Genomic DNA, 17,788 nt, shown 5'->3' with positions numbered 1-17,788 from the left:
TAAAAAAGAATCCCGCATAAGTATGCGGGAGCCTGTTGATTTTTTTTTATCTCATTCCTTTCATTCCACCCATCATTTGCATCATCTTCTTACCGCCGCCACCTTGCATCATTTTCATCATTTTTCCCATCTGATCGAATTGCTTCAATAATTGATTTACCTGCTGAATGGTAGTTCCACTTCCTTTAGCTATTCGCTTTTTACGGCTAGCATTAAGCACAGACGGATTCGAACGTTCTTCAGGAGTCATTGAGTGTATTATAGCTTCGATGCCTTTAAAAGCATCATCATCTATGTCTATTCCTTTTAAGGCTTTTGACGCACCGGGTATCATTCCAAGGAGGTCCTTCATGTTACCCATTTTTTTGATCTGTTGAATTTGATTCAAGAAATCATCAAAACCAAACTTATTCTTGGCTATTTTCTTTTGAAGCTTACGCGCTTCCTCTTCATCGAATTGTTCTTGTGCTCGTTCAACCAAGGATACCACATCACCCATTCCAAGGATTCTATCAGCCATACGCTCCGGATAGAACACATCGATAGCCTCCATTTTTTCTCCGGTACCAATAAACTTAATAGGCTTATCTACGACCGATTTAATTGACAAAGCAGCACCACCACGGGTATCTCCATCGAGCTTTGTCAAAATAACCCCATCGAAGTCAAGAACATCATTAAAAGCCTTGGCCGTATTCACAGCATCCTGACCTGTCATTGAATCCACAACAAACAAGGTCTCACTTGGTGCGATTGCAGCATGAATGTTTCCTATTTCATTCATCATTTGCTCATCGATACCCAATCGACCTGCAGTATCGACAATCACTACGTTATGACCATTTGCCTTTGCATGAGCCACACCGGCCTTCGCTATGGCTACCGCGTCAGAATTCCCCTTATCTGAGTAAACATCAATATTGAGTTGTTCTCCCAAGACGTGCAACTGATCAATCGCCGCAGGACGATATACATCACAAGCTACTAATAAAGGTTTCTTTGTTTTCTTATTTTTAAGGAAGTTTGCCAGTTTACCAGAAAAAGTTGTTTTACCCGACCCTTGTAAACCAGACATCAAGATTACAGATGGTGTTCCCGATAAATTAATACCTACAGCATCCCCTCCCATAAGCTGGGTCAGTTCGTCTTTTACCAACTTCACCATCAATTGACCAGGCTTTAACGAATTTAATACGTCCTGACCTAATGCCTTTTCCTTTACATTGTTGGTAAACTCTTTGGCTATCTTATAATTAACATCGGCATCCAAAAGTGCACGTCGCACTTCTTTTAGCGTTTCTGCTATATTGATCTCCGTAATCTGACCATGTCCCTTTAATTTATGGAGGGCGCCATCGAGTTTTTCACTTAAATTATCAAACATAGTAATCCTTCTTGCTTTAAGAATCGCAAATTTAAGGATTTGTAACGAAGATTAATAAAATTAAACGCTAAGTTTTATTTAAGATTGAATAACTATTTACCTCCATTGGCTTTTAAATCAGCCAAACATAGTGGATCCAATGAAGGAATGGTACCTCCTGAAGCCATATCAAAAACACTTCCGGCCTCGACCTGATAATTCATCAGGCAATCCTGAACATCACAATGATGCCCATTTGCCTCATCTTTATGGTCCTGAAGCATCGGGGTTCCTAAATCGACCAATCCGAATAAATGTGACAATTCATGTCTTAAGACTGTAGATTCAAGCATTACCCTGTCAGGTTCACCTACTCCATTACTATTTTGCTCCAGGGTGTTTTGATAAATAACCATAGAAGTATTTCTGTAGGCCGTCCCTAAAACAACAGAATTCCCCTCATCCTGATCAGACTTTCCATCAATAAACATAATGCTTAAGGTAAGGTTATCCCCCATGTTATATTCTTCTCGGTAATCATTTTCGAGATCGGCAATTTCCTGAATGGTATATGGTGAATTTGCCGGTGAAGCAATCGCTCTTTCTACAAAATTAATCCCCCCAGGTTTATAAGTTCGCTCTTGAATGAAACTTTCTAAATTATCTATTGAAGACTGATTCGGTCTGTAACCGGTTACATAAATCAACTCTATGGTAAGACTATTAAAATTATCATCTGATAAAAAGTCATTTGCTGAAGCCCCTGTTGTTTGTCGGTTAGCTCTTTTAATATCTTCATCATTCGTTGATGAATCATTAGAACATCCAATAAAAATATACAACGACAATAGCAGGTACAGGGCTTTTTTCATGATAACCTTCTCGAATTAAATTTCGATAAATTTACAAATTAAAATGAAAGCAAATCTTCCTAATCGACATTCATAGGAAATAACTTTAAATATGTGGTAAATTAATTCCATTTAATTTTCTGAGCAATTACCTCTCGCTTCTATCAAAACAGTTTCCAGCTCTGAATTGTTGTGTACCCGAATGGCATCTCCTTCCGACAATGTTACAGTTATCGGGTACTGAAAACTCGCACTAAAGCTTGCATTTAAATCCGCCATAAAAAGATACATCTCTTCATCCATACCTACACTAATACTACCTATTTGTTCACTATTGTTATTAAAAGTGTAAAATGTAACAGGATATTGAAAGTCTAAGCACCGAATTCCCTGGTCTCCTTCATTACTGTTCTCACATTCAGAAATCAAACCTTCAAACTGAGACTGATTATTTACCTGAATCTCCGCATAATTATTCATTCTGATTTTAAGGGGAAATTTAAAAGCAACTTCATACTCGTTACCCAACTCATTTATAATATCAAATGCAATTTGATAATCGTCCTCATCCTGAATATCAATCAATGTACCATTAATGATTACAGAAAACGGTGGCAAAACGAAACCACAACTAAAGTGATCCAAAAAATCATCCTTATAACCATTACTTTCTGTAGATCGCTGAATTAACCGCACCAAAGAAGAATTTGATGTGATAACAGCTTCCTCTTCCCCTTCACGTATATCTTCCACTTCTTCCTGGCATGAAACCAAGGTTCCTAAAGTTAAGCATGTAAAAACTGTACTTATGATCGTATTACGCCTCATCTTTCTTATAACTTTCATAAACTCCTGTTTATTATAATAACATATTACAAACAATAAACCCTACCTCCCACAGGGTTCAAAAAAAATCAATAAATTTAGCCTCCAAAAGTAATTCAATGCCCCAAATAAACAATTCAGTTTGCGAAGAACACAATTTTAACAGGCTATTCAGAACCTATAGTAAAAGCATTCGGAACTTTATTTTTTACAAATGCGGGAATGAAAACGAAGCCAATGATATTACCCAAGAGGCCTTTATAAAGCTCTGGACTAACTGTAAAAATGTACCTTTCGAAAAGGCAAAGTCATTTTTATATACCGTAGCTAATAATGCATTTTTAAACACCGTCGCTCACCAAAAGGTTGTATTAAAATATGCAGAAAAACAACCTAAAAATAAAGCCTCAAATGAAACACCACAATTCATACTCGAAGAACAAGAGTATATGATGAAACTACAAACCGCCATTGCCAATCTTACGGAAGCACAACGGACCGCCTTCCTGTTAAATCGCATCGACGGGAAAAAATACAAAGAGATTGCAGAAATGCTAAATATTTCGGTAAAAGCTGTTGAAAAGCGAATTAGCGGAGCATTGATTAGTTTAAGAAAAGAAATTGAAAATATATGACTTCTACAGTAGGGTATTATAATTTTAACCTGTTATAGAATAAGAAGTTAGACTGAAAGACTTAGAGGAAATTACAAAATGAATAAAGAGCACCTACTTGCCAAATGGTTAAGCGGAGAGATTACTCCCGATGAACTTCAAGCATTAAAACAGCTTGAAGATCTATCGGTATATGAAAAAATTATAGCAAAAACTGCACTTTTTCAATCTCCCTTATATAATGAAGATGTGCAATTAGAAAGCTTAAAAAAGAAGACTGGTCTTACTAACAAGCAACCTAAAATAAAAAAGATTAAACCCTGGAAGGCCATAGCAGGTATAGCCGCTACCATTGCGGTAATTCTAACCACGGTTTTATTCTTCAATGAATCAAATACTGTTGTTATTGCAGAGAAGGGTAAGAAGGAAACTTTTAATCTTCCAGACCATTCCATTGTAAAATTAAATGCAAGCTCAAAAGCTGAATACAGTAAAAAACAATGGAACAAGAGAAGAGCATTGAAATTAGATGGTGAAGCTTTTTTTGAAGTGGCCCATGGGGAAAAATTTGATGTCATAACCAAGGATGGAATTGTTTCGGTCGTTGGAACGCAATTTAACGTTAAGAATCGTGAGAATTTCTATGAAATAAAATGCTTTGAAGGGATCGTAAGAGTCCAATACAACGACCTCACCAAACTAATCACTAAAGGGAAATCATTCCTGGTCATTAACGGGATAGTTACAGAAAACGAAGATCATTTATTATCAAACCAACCAGATTGGCTACAAAACAGAAGCAAGTTCAGCAGCATTCCATATCAAATGGTTCTGAAAGAGTTTGAACGTATATTTAATGTGACTATAAGCGCAAACAATGTTGACCTTAATTATCATTTTACCGGAGAGTTTAACCATAATGATATTAACAAGGCACTAAAAACCATAACCCTCCCGTTACAATTACAGTATAAACTGAAAGATGACAAAACGGTTGTGATTTATGCAGACTAAATTTAAGAAGGCTGCCCTGAAACTCATATACTTTACCGCCTTTATTTTTACTTCTTTTTCATTGGGACAAGATATAGAAGTCGCTCAGGTTGCATTAATAAAAACTTTGAAGGAGATTGAAACTACGCACCAGGTGTCTTTTTCCTATGCGGATGAAACTATCGCAAATATCACTCTTGCATATAAGCCTCAACCATCACTAGAAGCATCCCTTAACTATATAATCAGGAATACAGATTTAGAGATCAAACAAATAGATTCCAACAATTATATAATTACCAAAAGTGCTACTGTAGACATATGTGGTTATATATATGAAACTTTTTCAAATTCACCAATTGAAGGAGCCTCCGTCACCATTAACGGAAAAGGGACGATCTCTAATAAATCAGGTTATTTCAGATTGAATAAAATAGCAAGAAACAGCATCGTTAAAATTCAGTCTCTGGGTTACAACAATTACTTCATAGAAGTAAAGAAAATAATCCTAAAACCAGATTCATGTGAACATATCTATATGGATCACCGAACAGAATTACTTAGTGAAGTAGTGGTTTATCAGTATTTAACCAACGGACTTTCCAAACAAAGAAGTGGGAGTATTGAGATAATCACCGAAGATTTTGGGATATTACCTGGCCTAACGGACCCAGATGTATTACAAACAGCACAAGCCTTACCGGGAGTTGAAAGTATCAGTGAAACGGTATCAAACATAAACATTAGAGGCGGTACTAACGATCAGAATCTTTTGCTGTGGGATGGGATCAAGATGTATCAATCCGGCCATTTTTTCGGCTTAATATCTGCTTTCAACCCACATTTAACAGAAAAAGTATCTATCATTAAAAATGGCACCTCAGCCTCCTATACTGATGGTGTTAGCGGCACGATAGATATTGAAACATTCAATCAATTGAAAGGCGAAGCATTTGGGGGCATCGGGTTCAACCTGATAAGTACCGATGGATATGCACACATCCCTCTAAACGAAAAGTTGGGAATTCAGGTTTCGGCAAGGAGATCAATCACCGACTGGCTTAAAACACCTACCTACAACAGCTTTTTCGACAGGGCTTTCCAAGACACTAAAATAACCAACTTCGAAAATGAAGAAGTTGCTAAAAACAGTACACAAAGCGAAGACTTCTTCTTTTATGATACAAGTTTAAAAATACTTTATGATCCTAATGAAAAACATCAGTTCAGGGCTAATATTATTGCCATGAACAATCACCTTGATTATGAAGAAACCCTTACACAAAAAGACACTTCTGAAACCAAACAAAGTTCTTTGGATCAAACTAATTTTGCTTTTGGAGGTAGCCTGAAAAGTTATTGGAATACGCGATTCTCTACAACTATAAGTGGTTATTATACCAATTATAACCTCGATGCAACTAATTTAGCTCTGGAGACTGATCAGAGACTGATTCAAAACAACGAGGTCCTGGAACTTGGTGGAAAATTAACGACAAAATATAAAGCAAGTCATTCTATTTCTCTATTAAACGGGTATCAATTCTATGAGGTTGGGATCACAAATATTCAAAACGTTAACAATCCTTTCTTTTACAGTAAAATTAAAGGTGTAGTCCGAAATCATGCGCTCTTTTCCGAAATGAACTTCCTGTCCGCAAACAAGAATACATATTTAAAATTAGGAGGAAGATTAAATTACATTGAACGTTTTGGAAAATTTATTTTAGAACCCAGAGTAAGTTTTAACCAGCGACTCAATACTAAATTTTCGGTTGAAATTCTCGGCGAAATGAAGAATCAGGTAACGAACCAGATCATAGACTTTCAAAGGGATTTTCTGGGAATTGAAAAACGCAGGTGGATACTTGCCAACAATAAAGACTTGCCCGTTACTCAGAGTAAACAGGCCTCCATTGGTTTTAACTACAACCACGACAATTTATACATGGCCATTGAAGGTTTTTATAAAAAAGTAGATGGTATTACCACGTCGAACCAGGGGTTCCAAAATCAAAATCAATTTCAGCGCACAAGTGGAAGTTATAAAGTTAATGGTATTGAGTTCCTGATCAATAAAAAGACTAAAACTTTTAGCACCTGGCTAAGCTACACCTACAATAATAACAATTACACCTTCAAGTCCCTTACTCCTGCTACGTTCCCAAATAACCTTGACATTAAACACTCAATGTCATTTGCAGGCACCTATACCTTAAACAGTATAAAATTCGCTTTAGGAGCAAATTGGCGCACAGGCAAACCCTACACAAAACCCAGGGAGAACAATTCAGTTACCGTTAGCAACACGGGAAATTACATCAATTACGAAGAACCAAATAGCAGTAATCTACCAAACTATTTAAGAACTGATTTTTCAGCAACATACAAATTTGATTTTTCCGAAAGTATAAATGGGTCTATTGGAGTTTCGTTATTAAACATTCTAAATGAAAAAAATACTTTAGACCGCTATTATCGTCTTGAAGACGAAAAAAGCAATAAAATTCAACAAGTCGATTACGTCTCTCTGGGAACTACTCCTAATTTTAGTTTCAGAATTTATTTCTAGGAAAGAATCTATTTAAACCTTGCTATTTTTAGCGCTTTATTTTTAACCAGTCTAAATAAATTTATTACTTTTGAATTGAAAATTCAGAATTAAGTGTGTAAAACTCTTAAAATAGTAAACCAGACTAAAAATGGAATATTGCTATACTGCACGTATAATAATATTTATCATTTATTATTCAATAATCTAAATTTTAATTTCACCAAGGTTGAATTTAAAAGCTTTAGTGCATATGTAAAGAATACAGATACTGAATTTTGGGAAAGGGAATATAAGAATTCAATATTTACGAAGCGGATTCCCATTCCAACCATCCAATCAAATTTATTGATATTATTGGACAAGGTAGAAGTAAAAGAATTAAAACATTTAGTATCTGAAGATAATCATCCATTTTTAAAACTAATGGACATTGATTATAATATATACCTGAATTAATACTTGTATTTGTTTAAGTGGTTAGTTTGAAATCAGCCGTTGCAACAAGGTTGCAACGGCATTTTTTTTACATACGTTCAGGGACGTTAATTCCTAACAATCTAAAAGATGAAGCTATTACCTCACCAACTTTTTTAGATAATTGAACTCTGAAGATCTTATCACTTTCCTTGTCCGAACCTAGTATAGAAACATTCTGATAGAATGAATTGAACTCTTTAACCAAGTCATAAGTATAGTTAGCAATTACCGCAGGACTAAAGTTGTCGGCAGCATTTTGAATAGTTTCCGGAAATAACTGAATTTGCTTTAATAATTCCTTCTCCTTTTCATGTAAGGTAGTAACGGTAGCTTGCTGTGAAAAATCAAAATCAGCTTTTCTTAAAATCGATTGAATCCTCGCATAGGTATACTGAATAAAAGGCCCTGTATTCCCCTGAAAATCGATCGACTCTTTAGGGTCAAACAAAATGCGCTTTTTAGGATCAACTTTAAGAATATAGTACTTAAGCGCACCCATCCCAATTGTTTTATATAATTCCTTCTTTGCATTTTCCGTGAGCCCCTCCAGTTTTCCAAGTTCCTCAGAAATCTCTTCTGCTGTATTAGCCATCTCTAACATCAAGTCATCTGCATCAACAACAGTACCTTCTCTACTCTTCATTTTTCCACTTGGAAGGTCGACCATTCCATAACTAAGATGGTATAAATGTGCTGCCCATGAATATCCCAATTTCTGGAGAATTAAAAACAACACTTTAAAATGATAATCCTGTTCATTCCCTACGGTATAAACCATTCCCGAGATATCCGGATAATCTTTTACACGTTGAATTGCGGTACCTATATCCTGAGTCATGTATACAGCCGTACCGTCTGCCCTTAACACCAACTTTTCATCAAGTCCATCCTCTGAAAGATCACACCAAACGGAACCATCCTCCTTTTTATAAAAAACACCCTTTTCCAATCCTGAAGCGATGACATCCTTACCTAAAAGATAGGTGTCGCTTTCGTAATATAAGGTATCAAAATCAACTCCTAAGTTCTTGTAGGTTTCATTAAAACCTTCATATACCCAAGCGTTCATTTTTTTCCACAAAGCAACCACTTCATCATCACCGGCCTCCCATTTGCGCAACATTTCCTGAGCTTCAAGTAATAATGGAGCCTCTTTTTCTGCTACTTTTCTATCTACACCATTGGCGACCATTTCTTCGATTTCTGCCTTGTATGCTTTGTCAAAGGCCACATAATAGTTTCCTGCCAATTTATCCCCTTTCAACTCAGCCGAAGGTACTTCTCCATTACCGAACTTAAGATAGGCCAACATACTCTTACAAATATGAATACCCCGGTCATTGATAATCTGAGTTTTATAAACCTTTTTACCCGATGCTTTTAATATTTCCGCTACAGAATACCCTAACAAGTTATTACGTATGTGCCCAAGGTGAAGTGGTTTATTTGTATTTGGAGAAGAATACTCAACCATGATGGCTTCATTTGCCGTATTTGTAACATATCCAAAATCAGTTTGGTTATTGATTTCGTAAAATAAATCGATATAAAAAGAATCATCGATTACTAAATTCAAGAATCCGCTTACAACATTAAAACGACTAACCTCAGAAACATGCTCTTCTAAATAGGCTCCCAGCTTTTGACCGATTTGAACAGGATTTCCTTTAATATGTTTTAACAACGGAAAAACAACTAAAGTAATATCACCTTCAAAATCTTTACGTGTAGGCTGAAACTCTACCACATCTATATCGATCTCAAAAATATTTTTTACTGCTTCTTTTACCTTTGATGATAAAATGTTCTGGATATTCATTACTTCGGAATTTAGAGGTGCAAAGATACATTTAATTGATGATTTTAAATATCGTTAGCGTTTAAAACCTAATTTCGATTTCTTATTAATATTTGATTAACTATAAATTGAACTAAAAAGCATAAATTTAAAATAAAAACTGTTGTGCTTGTTAACATCTCTTATAACGATAAATCCTTATTTGAACGCATAAACAATGAAGTTGGGAAACCATTTAATTTATGGGAGCGATTAAAAATGAATGGCACCGGATCGCCTAAACTATTTATTACTTCCTCCAGCTTACAAATTAGAAACCTACTTACGCTTGACAACAATATAAACACATGTAATATTGAAATCAGACCAAAAGGAATCATCATTCGATTTAGATCTTTACTCGAAACTTATGCTTTAATCATCCCCTATTACAAATTATCCTTGTATAAAGGCAGAGCTCAGGAATATTCTATACATCGCGATCATTACCATATAAAAGTAGCTGCTAAAACGAAAGAAACGCATGAGTTCATGAGAAAAATTCTAGATAAAAAATCTGATCTATCGAGTCACTTTTTAGATGATTATAATTAATCATTAAAGAGAAACACTTCGTTTAAATAACAACTTTTTAATAACACTATTTTAATCTTTTAAACTGAAAATCACTTCAATTTTGCGCAAAAAACATGGAGTTATTTCTATACATTTTTGCGGCCTTATTTTCAGTCATAAATCCACTCGGCACCGTTCCTATTTTTGTTGGATTGACACAGGATGAATCCAGATCAGCACTTTCAAGAACGGCACTCTGGACAGCGATTAACACTTTAATTATTCTCATACTATCTTTTTTTACTGGAAAATATTTACTGTCCTTTTTCGGCATCAGTCTTAACTCCTTAAGAATAGCAGGTGGCCTCATCATTACCTCCTCAGGTTTTGCGCTACTTACAGGAAAGTTTACAAAACACAAAGGTATCGATGGTAGGGTAAAAGACGATGCCTTTCATCGAGATGACATTTCTTTAACCCCATTGGCAATTCCAATGTTAGCAGGACCCGGTTCCATATCACTCTTGATCAGCTATTATCAGGAGTACAACCAAACGATTCAAATTTTCACCACTTTGCTGGCGATTCTGAGTGTTTGTGCTTGCGTATTTTTAATACTCAGGGGTGCTCATCTTATCGTAAAATGGTTGGGAGCATCCGGAATCAATGCGGTCTCTCGAATTATTGGGTTTATTGTAATTGCTATTGGTATTGAATATATCTCCTCCTCCATAACTGATATTCTAAAACTTATTCCATAAAAAAAGGATGCATCCCTCAATACATCCCTTTAAAAAATAATTATAAATAATTACTCTATTTATTCAACAAATCCAACAGCAACAGTGTTATTGGTTTGTGTATCTATGACAATAAATGCTCCATTTGCCTTATTATTTGCATAAGCATCTACAAATAATGGTTGGGCAAGTTTAAATGACACTCTTGAAATATCATTTAACTTCAATTCAGAGGCATCAACTTTAAGCGATGGCTTCTCCGGAGGTACAACATAATGAATCTGTTGCAACTTGGCCTGCACGGTTCTACTACTTGCCTGCAGCTGATATCTTCCACCAAAAACTCCTTTTTGCTCATTGAGCCAAACCAGGGTGGCGTCTAAAGTCTTATCGCTCGAAGGTGCTTCATCAGGAAGGGAAAACACGGTACCTCTACTGGCATCAATATCATCATTCAGACTTAAAACAATTGACTCCCCTGCATTGGCTTCATCAAATGTTCGATCATATTTCCGAATCTCCTTTACAGTAGATTTATTTCCGGAAGGCAAAACGACAACTTCATCTCCTTTCTTAATGGAACCACTTGCAACTTTACCCGCATAACCTCGAAAATCTACAAATTCTTCATTTTGAACATGCAAAACATTCTGAACCTCAAACCTAAATGGTTTTTCATCCTCTTTTTTCGAAGAAATTTCATGAAGTACTTCATTCAATGTTGGTCCCTGGTACCAAGATGTTTCTCCAGAAGGGAAAACGACATTATCACCTTTTAACGAACTAATAGGGATAATCTGAATTTCAGGAGTGCTATGCTCAAACTGTGCAGTCATTTGCTTTACCTCAGCTGCAATCTTCAAGAATACATCTTCATCATAGTTAACTAAATCCATTTTATTCACACAGAAAACAACAGTATGCAATCTCAATAGCTGACTTATAAAATAGTGTCTGTAGCTCTGTTCCAACAATCCCTTTCTGGCATCAATCAAAATTATAGAGGCTTCAGCATTAGAAGCACCGGTAACCATATTTCTGGTATACTCAACATGACCGGGACTATCAGCAATGATAAACTTTCTATCTTGAGTAGAGAAATAAATATGAGCAACATCAATGGTAATACCCTGTTCGCGCTCTGCTATCAAACCATCCGTTATAACTGAAAAATCAAGATCCTGCAAACCCTTCTCAGCGGTTTTCTTTTCAATTAATTCTTCCTGCTCTTTTGTAAGTGCATTGTTGTCATAAAGTAAACGCCCAATAAGGGTACTCTTACCATCATCTACACTACCTGCCGTACTTATTCTTAGTAAATCCATTAAAAATACCCTCCTTTCTTTCTTAATTCTAAAGCTGATTCGCTTCTCTTATCGTCTATTCTCGCACCTCTTTCACTACTCTTAGAGGCCTTGTTTTCTCTAATCACAGATTCAATAGTATCTGCTGTTGATGGAACTGCTGCTGTACAAGTCATATCTCCTACTGTTCTGAATCTGACTATTTTATCAACAATTTCATCAGACTCAACCAGGTTTAAATACGATGAATGCGCCAGATAAGATCCATCTCGCTTAACCATTTTTCGCTCGTGAGCAAAATATATACTAGGCAATTCTAATTCCTCACGCTCAATATAATTCCAAACATCTTCTTCGGTCCAGTTACTAATCGGAAATGCTCTTACATTTTCTCCAAAGTTTATTTTACCATTCAAAATTTGAAATAATTCCGGACGTTGCATTTTTGCATCCCACTGTCCGAAGTCGTCGCGTACCGAAAAGATTCTTTCCTTCGCTCTGCTCTTTTCTTCATCCCTTCGTGCTCCACCCAAACATGCATCATATCCCAGCTCTTCTATGGCATCCAGCAATGTCACAGTCTGTAAAGAATTACGGCTGGCATATTTACCTGTTTCCTCCTTCACTTTATTTTGATCAATTGAATCCTGGACATAACGAACGATTAACTCAACACCAAGCTCATCCATTAATTTATCGCGAAACTCAATGGTTTCAGGAAAATTATGACCTGTATCAATATGTAAAAAAGGGAACGGAATTTTAGCCGGATAAAAGGCCTTTTTGGCTAAATGCGCCATCGTTATGGAATCTTTTCCACCAGAAAACAATAACACCGGCTTTTGAAACTGAGCGGCTACTTCTCTGATTATATATATACTTTCTTCCTCTAACGTCTGTAAATGTTTCTGTACCGACATAAGCAATCTAATTTTTAGTTGTTGTTACATGTAACCCACATTCTCTATTTGCATGTACTTTGGTTGGGTCAAAGTATTTAAATTCATTCTCTAATTGATGTTCCTCCATATAAACATCTAATTGTTCATCTGACCAATGGTAAAAAGGGCTTACCTTCAACATACCATCTGATCCCTGAGAGACAATATCCAAGGAGTCTCTAAGTGCCGTTTGTCCTTTACGTAAATTGGTAAACCAAACATCGGGTTTGTGATGATTCATTGCTCTCTGAAAAGGCTCAAGTTTTACCTGCTCCGTAAAAACCTGATGCAAAGGTGAGTCAACATCAGGGATACCAAAAATGGCATCTCTGTAGGCCGCAGTTTGTTTGGGCACATATAAATCAATATTCAATTTCAATTGCTGAATTATCCGTTCTGCATGCTTGTAAGTCTGAGGCGTATTATAACCGGTATCGCACCAAACAACATCAATGTCAGGCTTAACTCTCGAAACAACATGTAATATTGCCGCCTCATACGGTCTAAAATTAGTAGTAACCACCGGCTTTTGAGCGAAATTGATAGCCCATGCAACTATTTCTGACGGCGATTTATCTCTTAACTCTAAATTTATTTTTTGAATATCCATATATCTATTCTTTTGTTATCTTGTTCCAGGCTCTTTCATGTAAATAATACAAGATCATTTTCGAAACAACTTCAATACCTCCGATTCCCAGAGCAACAGTGAAATTACCAGTTAAGATATAGGAGATAATCATGGTATCGATAGTACCTATAATCCGCCACGATATTGTTTTCAAAACAGATATCTTATGGTTGGATCCCTTAACAACTATTTTAGGCGACTGTAATTCTTCCTGGTCCTTACCGGCACCCGTTTTGTACGATCTAATTATCTCTGTAATCATAATATAACTAACTAATCAGGGGTCAAATATACTAATACTCTATCGAATTAGTAGACTAAAGGAATAAATTTTTTTTATTAATTTGTTAAATCTGCTAAAGTTTTATTTTCCAACACCCGCAATGTATTGTCCCTAACCTCAACCATAACGCGGTTTAAGGAACATTCTTCTTCAGTTTTACAATCATCACATTTCTCGTAAAAATTTAAACTTACGCATGGCAACATTGCAATTGGTCCCTCTAATACCCTCATCAAAGCGGCCACTGTAATATCCTTTGGCTCTTTTAGCAAATAATAACCTCCACCCTTTCCTTTCTTGGAACCAAGAAATCCGGTGTTTTTCAGTTGTAGGAGTATCATCTCAAGAAACTTTTTAGAAATATTTTCCTGCTCCGCTATTTCAGCAATAAGAATAGGTGTTTTTCCATCACCCTTTTTTGCCATATAAGTAAGCGCCTTAAGTCCGTATTTAGTTTTCTTGGAAAGCATTAATTATCTGTATAACATTAATTAGTTCTGCCAATATACTAATTTTTTTTTGGTAAAAACACCTCTGCCATCATACATCGGGCACTTCCACCTCCACATGTTTCTATCGTATGTAAAGAACTATATAGTATATTACTATGAGCTTCTATTTTTGAAATCTGATTAGGGGTTAAAGATTTATAGGCAGCCTCACTCATCACCAAATAAGATCTGTCATCGTTCCCTTTAACCTGTAACATGTTTCCAGCGAATTGCTGCATTTGTGCTTCTGTGATTGAAATAATTTCTTTCCCATCTTCCGAAAGATGTTTTGCAACATTTTTTCGTTCTTTTTTATCGTCAATTGTATCAAGACAAATAACTGCAAAAGTGTCTCCGATAGCCATCATAACATTTGTATGATAGATAGGCAGCCGCTTACCATTCACTGTTTGATTTGCGGTAAAAATTACAGGAGTATATTCAAAGTCCTCGCAGAATTCAATAACCAATTCTTCATCAGCACGTGGTGATAAAGCGCAATATGCCTTCCTATTTACCCTATCCAGAATTAAACTACCTGTACCCTCAAGAAAAACTCCTTCCTCCTCAGCACTCGTATAATCCACAACATTATCTATAACAAAACCATTCTCCTCAATTTTTTCTAAAACATCTTCTCTACGTTCGAATCTTCTGTTTTCAGCAAACATTGGATAAACTGCAACTGTTCCCTCCTGATGAAAAGAAATCCAGTTATTTGGAAATATAGAATCTGGAGTATTTGGCTCTGTGGTATCTTCTATCACAATAACATTGACCCCCACCTCTCTGAGTTTCTCTACAAAAACGTCAAACTCCTCCGTGGCTTTGCGATTAATGGCATTATTTTGCAAATCTATCGTTGTTTGAAAATAATTATTAACCGCTGTTTGTTCGTTCATTCGGAAATTAACCGGACGAATCATTAGAATAGTATTGGTAATTTGCGTTTTCATTAGTCTCTGATTAATGGTAAAGTTGAACATCGAAGTAATCCCTCCTGCTTGGCAATTTCTGCATATGGTATTGCTTCCACAATAAAGTCCTGAGCTTTAAGCCACGTATTCAATCGTGTAAAATTTCGTTCTGAAACCACAATATCTTTATCAATTGAAAAAACATTGCTATTCATGTAATACATCTCATCCCGGGTGATATGGAACAAATTATTTTCTCCAAACAAGTCAACCAGGTAATTATAATCTTCAATATTTCTGAATCCTCCTTTATAAACTATCCCCTTATCATTGCCTACAGGCTGAAAGCAACAATCCAGATGCAAAGCATTATCTCTGGCCTCTGTTTTGGACTTGACCAAATCAAACTCCTTAACCGTTTTATGAGGAAACAACTCCTTTAAAAAGGCTACTCCATTCATATTAGTCCTTGCAGTAATATGATCAGGATAATCTTCACCTTTATAAGTACCAACAAAAATGAAATCGCCCCATAACATCACATCACCTCCTTCAATATGAACTTCCTTTGGTGGTTTTACAACTTTAGACGGTGCTATCTGATCTATCACATACTGAATAGCCTCGAGCTCTTTTTCGCGATCAGGCAATATATTTGATTTAATAAATACGTCATCGATAACAAAAGCTATATCTCTGGAGAAAATCTGATTACAATTCGCAATAACTTCAGGTCTAAAAACTTTAACGTCATATTTTTCGAACACAGCAGCGAACGCATCCATTTCTTTGATCATATCTTCTTCCTTAGGATAGGTTCCTGCTAAAATATGTTCAACAGATTTCGGATCGTACGCTTCCTCAATGGTAGGGATTGGACCATTATTCTTAGCAGTGCCCAAAACAACTGCACGAAGCCTCGATGTTTCGTCTTTTACATTAAGTTTCAACATATAGTTTTTAGTGTTTGAGCAAATATAAAAAAAGCTCCATTGTTAAATGAAGCTTTTTTTATGAATATTTCGTTAGATAATTAACGCTTATCTATGTCTAAAAAAGGTCTTAGATTTTCACCTATATACACCTGACGTGGTCTTCCAATTGGCTCCTTTCTCAATCTCATTTCTCTCCATTGAGCAATCCATCCAGGTAAACGACCCAATGCAAACATTACTGTAAACATTTCCGTAGGTATTCCAAGGGCTCTATAGATAATTCCTGAATAAAAATCCACATTCGGATAAAGTTTTCTGTCTACAAAATATTGATCTTCTAAAGCTTCTTTTTCCAAACCTTTTGCAATATCAAGAACCGGATCTTCCACTCCTAAGTCACCTAATACTTCATCTGCAGCCTTTTTGATAATTCTTGCTCTAGGGTCAAAATTCTTATAAACTCTATGCCCAAAGCCCATTAATCTGAAAGGATCATTCTTATCTTTAGCCTTAGCCATATACTTTTTAGTATCTCCCCCATCATTTTTAATACCTTCAAGCATTTCAATCACCGCCTGATTGGCACCACCATGAAGAGGTCCCCAAAGGGCAGAAATTCCAGCAGATAGAGAAGCGAATAATCCAGCATGTGAAGATCCAACAATTCGTACAGTCGAAGTTGAACAGTTTTGCTCATGATCGGCATGCAATATTAATAGCTTATCCAAAGCATTAATTACAATTGGATTCTTTTTGTACTCCTTGTTAGGCTTTTTAAACATCATTTTCACGATGTTCTCAACATAACCAAGTGAATCATCACCATATTCTAATGGTAAACCTTCTTTTTTACGGTGAGCCCAAGCTACCAATACAGGAAACTTGGCTAATATTTTCACAATAGCTTTGTACATCTCCTCTTCAGAAGACACGTTTACAGAAGACGCATTAAAAGCAACCAATGCACTTGTTAATGACGATAACACACCCATCGGGTGCGCAGACTGAGGAAAACCATCGAGGATCTTCTTCATATCCTCAGCAACAATTGACTGTGCCTTGATATCTTCGTGAAACTTATGTAATTGCTCTTTGTTTGGAAGTTCTCCAAAAATCAATAAATAACAAACCTCTAAGAAATCTGCCTTTTCAGCAAGATCTTCAATAGAGTAACCTCTATAGCGCAATATTCCCTCCTCACCATCGAGATAGGTAATCGCACTTTCGCAAGAACCAGTGTTCTTGTAACCAGGATCTATCGTAATGATACCTGATTGCGCACGCAACGACTTAATGTCAATTGCTAATTCGTTTTCAGTACCTTTAACTACAGGGAATTCATATTTTTTTCCATCATACTCTAAAGTAGCTGTGTCTGACATATGTTAAGTTGAATTTTAATTTTTTGTAAGTGTTGCGAATTTACAAAATTATGTGTTAATATTGGGTTAAGTTCATTACTATTCCTTATAACACCATAAAAAAAGCGGATGCTTTTACAACACCCGCTCTTTTA

Annotated in this window: 18 protein-coding genes; 6 read left to right on the top strand and 12 right to left on the bottom strand. The window is 36.0% G+C overall.

Annotation, left to right across the window (positions count from 1 at the left end):
• Nucleotides 1-46: 46 nt before the first annotated feature.
• The 3 genes from ffh to BM361_RS11400 all read right to left on the bottom strand — a co-directional run bounded on the left by ffh (nucleotide 47) and on the right by BM361_RS11400 (nucleotide 3,060).
• Nucleotides 47-1,384 carry a signal recognition particle protein gene (gene ffh / locus BM361_RS11410; protein ID WP_074978914.1) on the bottom strand — a complete coding sequence of 446 codons (1,338 nt, stop codon included), beginning with the start codon at nucleotides 1,382-1,384 and terminating at the stop codon, nucleotides 47-49.
• Between the two features lie 92 nt (nucleotides 1,385-1,476).
• Nucleotides 1,477-2,235: a zinc metalloprotease gene (locus tag BM361_RS11405; protein ID WP_038260903.1), complete on the bottom strand. Its 759-nt coding sequence runs from the start codon at nucleotides 2,233-2,235 to the stop codon at nucleotides 1,477-1,479.
• Nucleotides 2,236-2,346: 111 nt separating this feature from the next.
• Complete coding sequence (locus BM361_RS11400) at nucleotides 2,347-3,060, bottom strand: hypothetical protein (protein WP_074978912.1); 714 nt, start codon at nucleotides 3,058-3,060, stop codon at nucleotides 2,347-2,349.
• Nucleotides 3,061-3,158: 98 nt separating this feature from the next.
• Here BM361_RS11400 and BM361_RS11395 point away from each other — a divergent pair, with 98 nt between their 5' ends.
• The 4 genes from BM361_RS11395 to BM361_RS11380 all read left to right on the top strand — a co-directional run bounded on the left by BM361_RS11395 (nucleotide 3,159) and on the right by BM361_RS11380 (nucleotide 7,656).
• Nucleotides 3,159-3,674, top strand: a complete 516-nt coding sequence (locus BM361_RS11395; RefSeq protein ID WP_074978911.1) for an RNA polymerase sigma factor — start codon at nucleotides 3,159-3,161, stop codon at nucleotides 3,672-3,674.
• 78 nt (nucleotides 3,675-3,752) lie between these two features.
• A complete protein-coding gene (locus BM361_RS11390; RefSeq protein ID WP_074978909.1) occupies nucleotides 3,753-4,667 on the top strand; it encodes a FecR family protein in 915 nt (304 codons plus the stop codon).
• Nucleotides 4,657-7,218: a TonB-dependent receptor gene (locus BM361_RS11385; protein ID WP_074978907.1), complete on the top strand. Its 2,562-nt coding sequence runs from the start codon at nucleotides 4,657-4,659 to the stop codon at nucleotides 7,216-7,218. The genes BM361_RS11390 and BM361_RS11385 overlap by 11 nt, the downstream gene beginning before the upstream one ends.
• Nucleotides 7,219-7,311: 93 nt before the next feature.
• A complete protein-coding gene (locus tag BM361_RS11380; RefSeq protein WP_074978906.1) occupies nucleotides 7,312-7,656 on the top strand; it encodes a DUF6686 family protein in 345 nt (114 codons plus the stop codon).
• Nucleotides 7,657-7,723: 67 nt separating this feature from the next.
• Here the strand turns inward: BM361_RS11380 and argS are convergent, their stop codons facing one another.
• Nucleotides 7,724-9,496: an arginine--tRNA ligase gene (argS, locus tag BM361_RS11375; RefSeq protein WP_074978904.1), complete on the bottom strand. Its 1,773-nt coding sequence runs from the start codon at nucleotides 9,494-9,496 to the stop codon at nucleotides 7,724-7,726.
• A 144-nt stretch (nucleotides 9,497-9,640) separates the two neighbouring features.
• Here argS and BM361_RS11370 point away from each other — a divergent pair, with 144 nt between their 5' ends.
• Nucleotides 9,641-10,069: a hypothetical protein gene (locus BM361_RS11370; protein WP_038260884.1), complete on the top strand. Its 429-nt coding sequence runs from the start codon at nucleotides 9,641-9,643 to the stop codon at nucleotides 10,067-10,069.
• A gap of 95 nt (nucleotides 10,070-10,164) precedes the next feature.
• The gene (locus BM361_RS11365; protein ID WP_074978903.1) at nucleotides 10,165-10,791 is read left to right on the top strand and encodes a MarC family protein; all 627 of its coding nucleotides are present in this window, start codon (nucleotides 10,165-10,167) and stop codon (nucleotides 10,789-10,791) included.
• 59 nt (nucleotides 10,792-10,850) lie between these two features.
• Here BM361_RS11365 and BM361_RS11360 read toward each other — a convergent pair whose 3' ends face one another.
• The 8 genes from BM361_RS11360 to BM361_RS11325 all read right to left on the bottom strand — a co-directional run bounded on the left by BM361_RS11360 (nucleotide 10,851) and on the right by BM361_RS11325 (nucleotide 17,654).
• The gene (locus BM361_RS11360; protein ID WP_074978901.1) at nucleotides 10,851-12,095 is read right to left on the bottom strand and encodes a sulfate adenylyltransferase subunit 1; all 1,245 of its coding nucleotides are present in this window, start codon (nucleotides 12,093-12,095) and stop codon (nucleotides 10,851-10,853) included.
• Nucleotides 12,095-12,994, bottom strand: coding sequence for a sulfate adenylyltransferase subunit CysD (gene cysD / locus BM361_RS11355; protein WP_074978899.1), 900 nt, complete (start codon nucleotides 12,992-12,994; stop codon nucleotides 12,095-12,097). The genes BM361_RS11360 and cysD overlap by 1 nt, the downstream gene beginning before the upstream one ends.
• A 7-nt stretch (nucleotides 12,995-13,001) precedes the next feature.
• Nucleotides 13,002-13,625, bottom strand: a complete 624-nt coding sequence (locus BM361_RS11350) for a phosphoadenosine phosphosulfate reductase domain-containing protein (RefSeq protein WP_074978897.1) — start codon at nucleotides 13,623-13,625, stop codon at nucleotides 13,002-13,004.
• Nucleotides 13,626-13,629: 4 nt separating this feature from the next.
• Nucleotides 13,630-13,908: a DUF2061 domain-containing protein gene (locus tag BM361_RS11345; protein ID WP_083425932.1), complete on the bottom strand. Its 279-nt coding sequence runs from the start codon at nucleotides 13,906-13,908 to the stop codon at nucleotides 13,630-13,632.
• Between the two features lie 77 nt (nucleotides 13,909-13,985).
• Nucleotides 13,986-14,399 (bottom strand): RrF2 family transcriptional regulator, encoded by a 414-nt coding sequence (locus tag BM361_RS11340; RefSeq protein WP_038260868.1) that lies wholly within the window; start codon nucleotides 14,397-14,399, stop codon nucleotides 13,986-13,988.
• Between the two features lie 38 nt (nucleotides 14,400-14,437).
• Nucleotides 14,438-15,376 carry a citrulline utilization hydrolase CtlX gene (gene ctlX / locus BM361_RS11335; protein ID WP_074978896.1) on the bottom strand — a complete coding sequence of 313 codons (939 nt, stop codon included), beginning with the start codon at nucleotides 15,374-15,376 and terminating at the stop codon, nucleotides 14,438-14,440.
• Nucleotides 15,376-16,290: a dimethylarginine dimethylaminohydrolase family protein gene (locus BM361_RS11330; RefSeq protein WP_074978895.1), complete on the bottom strand. Its 915-nt coding sequence runs from the start codon at nucleotides 16,288-16,290 to the stop codon at nucleotides 15,376-15,378. Before BM361_RS11330 ends, ctlX begins: the two co-directional genes overlap by 1 nt.
• 80 nt (nucleotides 16,291-16,370) lie before the next feature.
• Nucleotides 16,371-17,654: a citrate synthase gene (locus BM361_RS11325; protein ID WP_038260860.1), complete on the bottom strand. Its 1,284-nt coding sequence runs from the start codon at nucleotides 17,652-17,654 to the stop codon at nucleotides 16,371-16,373.
• Nucleotides 17,655-17,788 lie beyond the last annotated feature (134 nt).

The sequence above is a fragment of the Zhouia amylolytica genome (assembly GCF_900116365.1).
In the GTDB taxonomy this organism is placed as follows: Bacteria; Bacteroidota; Bacteroidia; order Flavobacteriales; family Flavobacteriaceae; genus Zhouia; species Zhouia amylolytica.
This window is presented reverse-complemented; position numbering and strand designations above follow the sequence as displayed.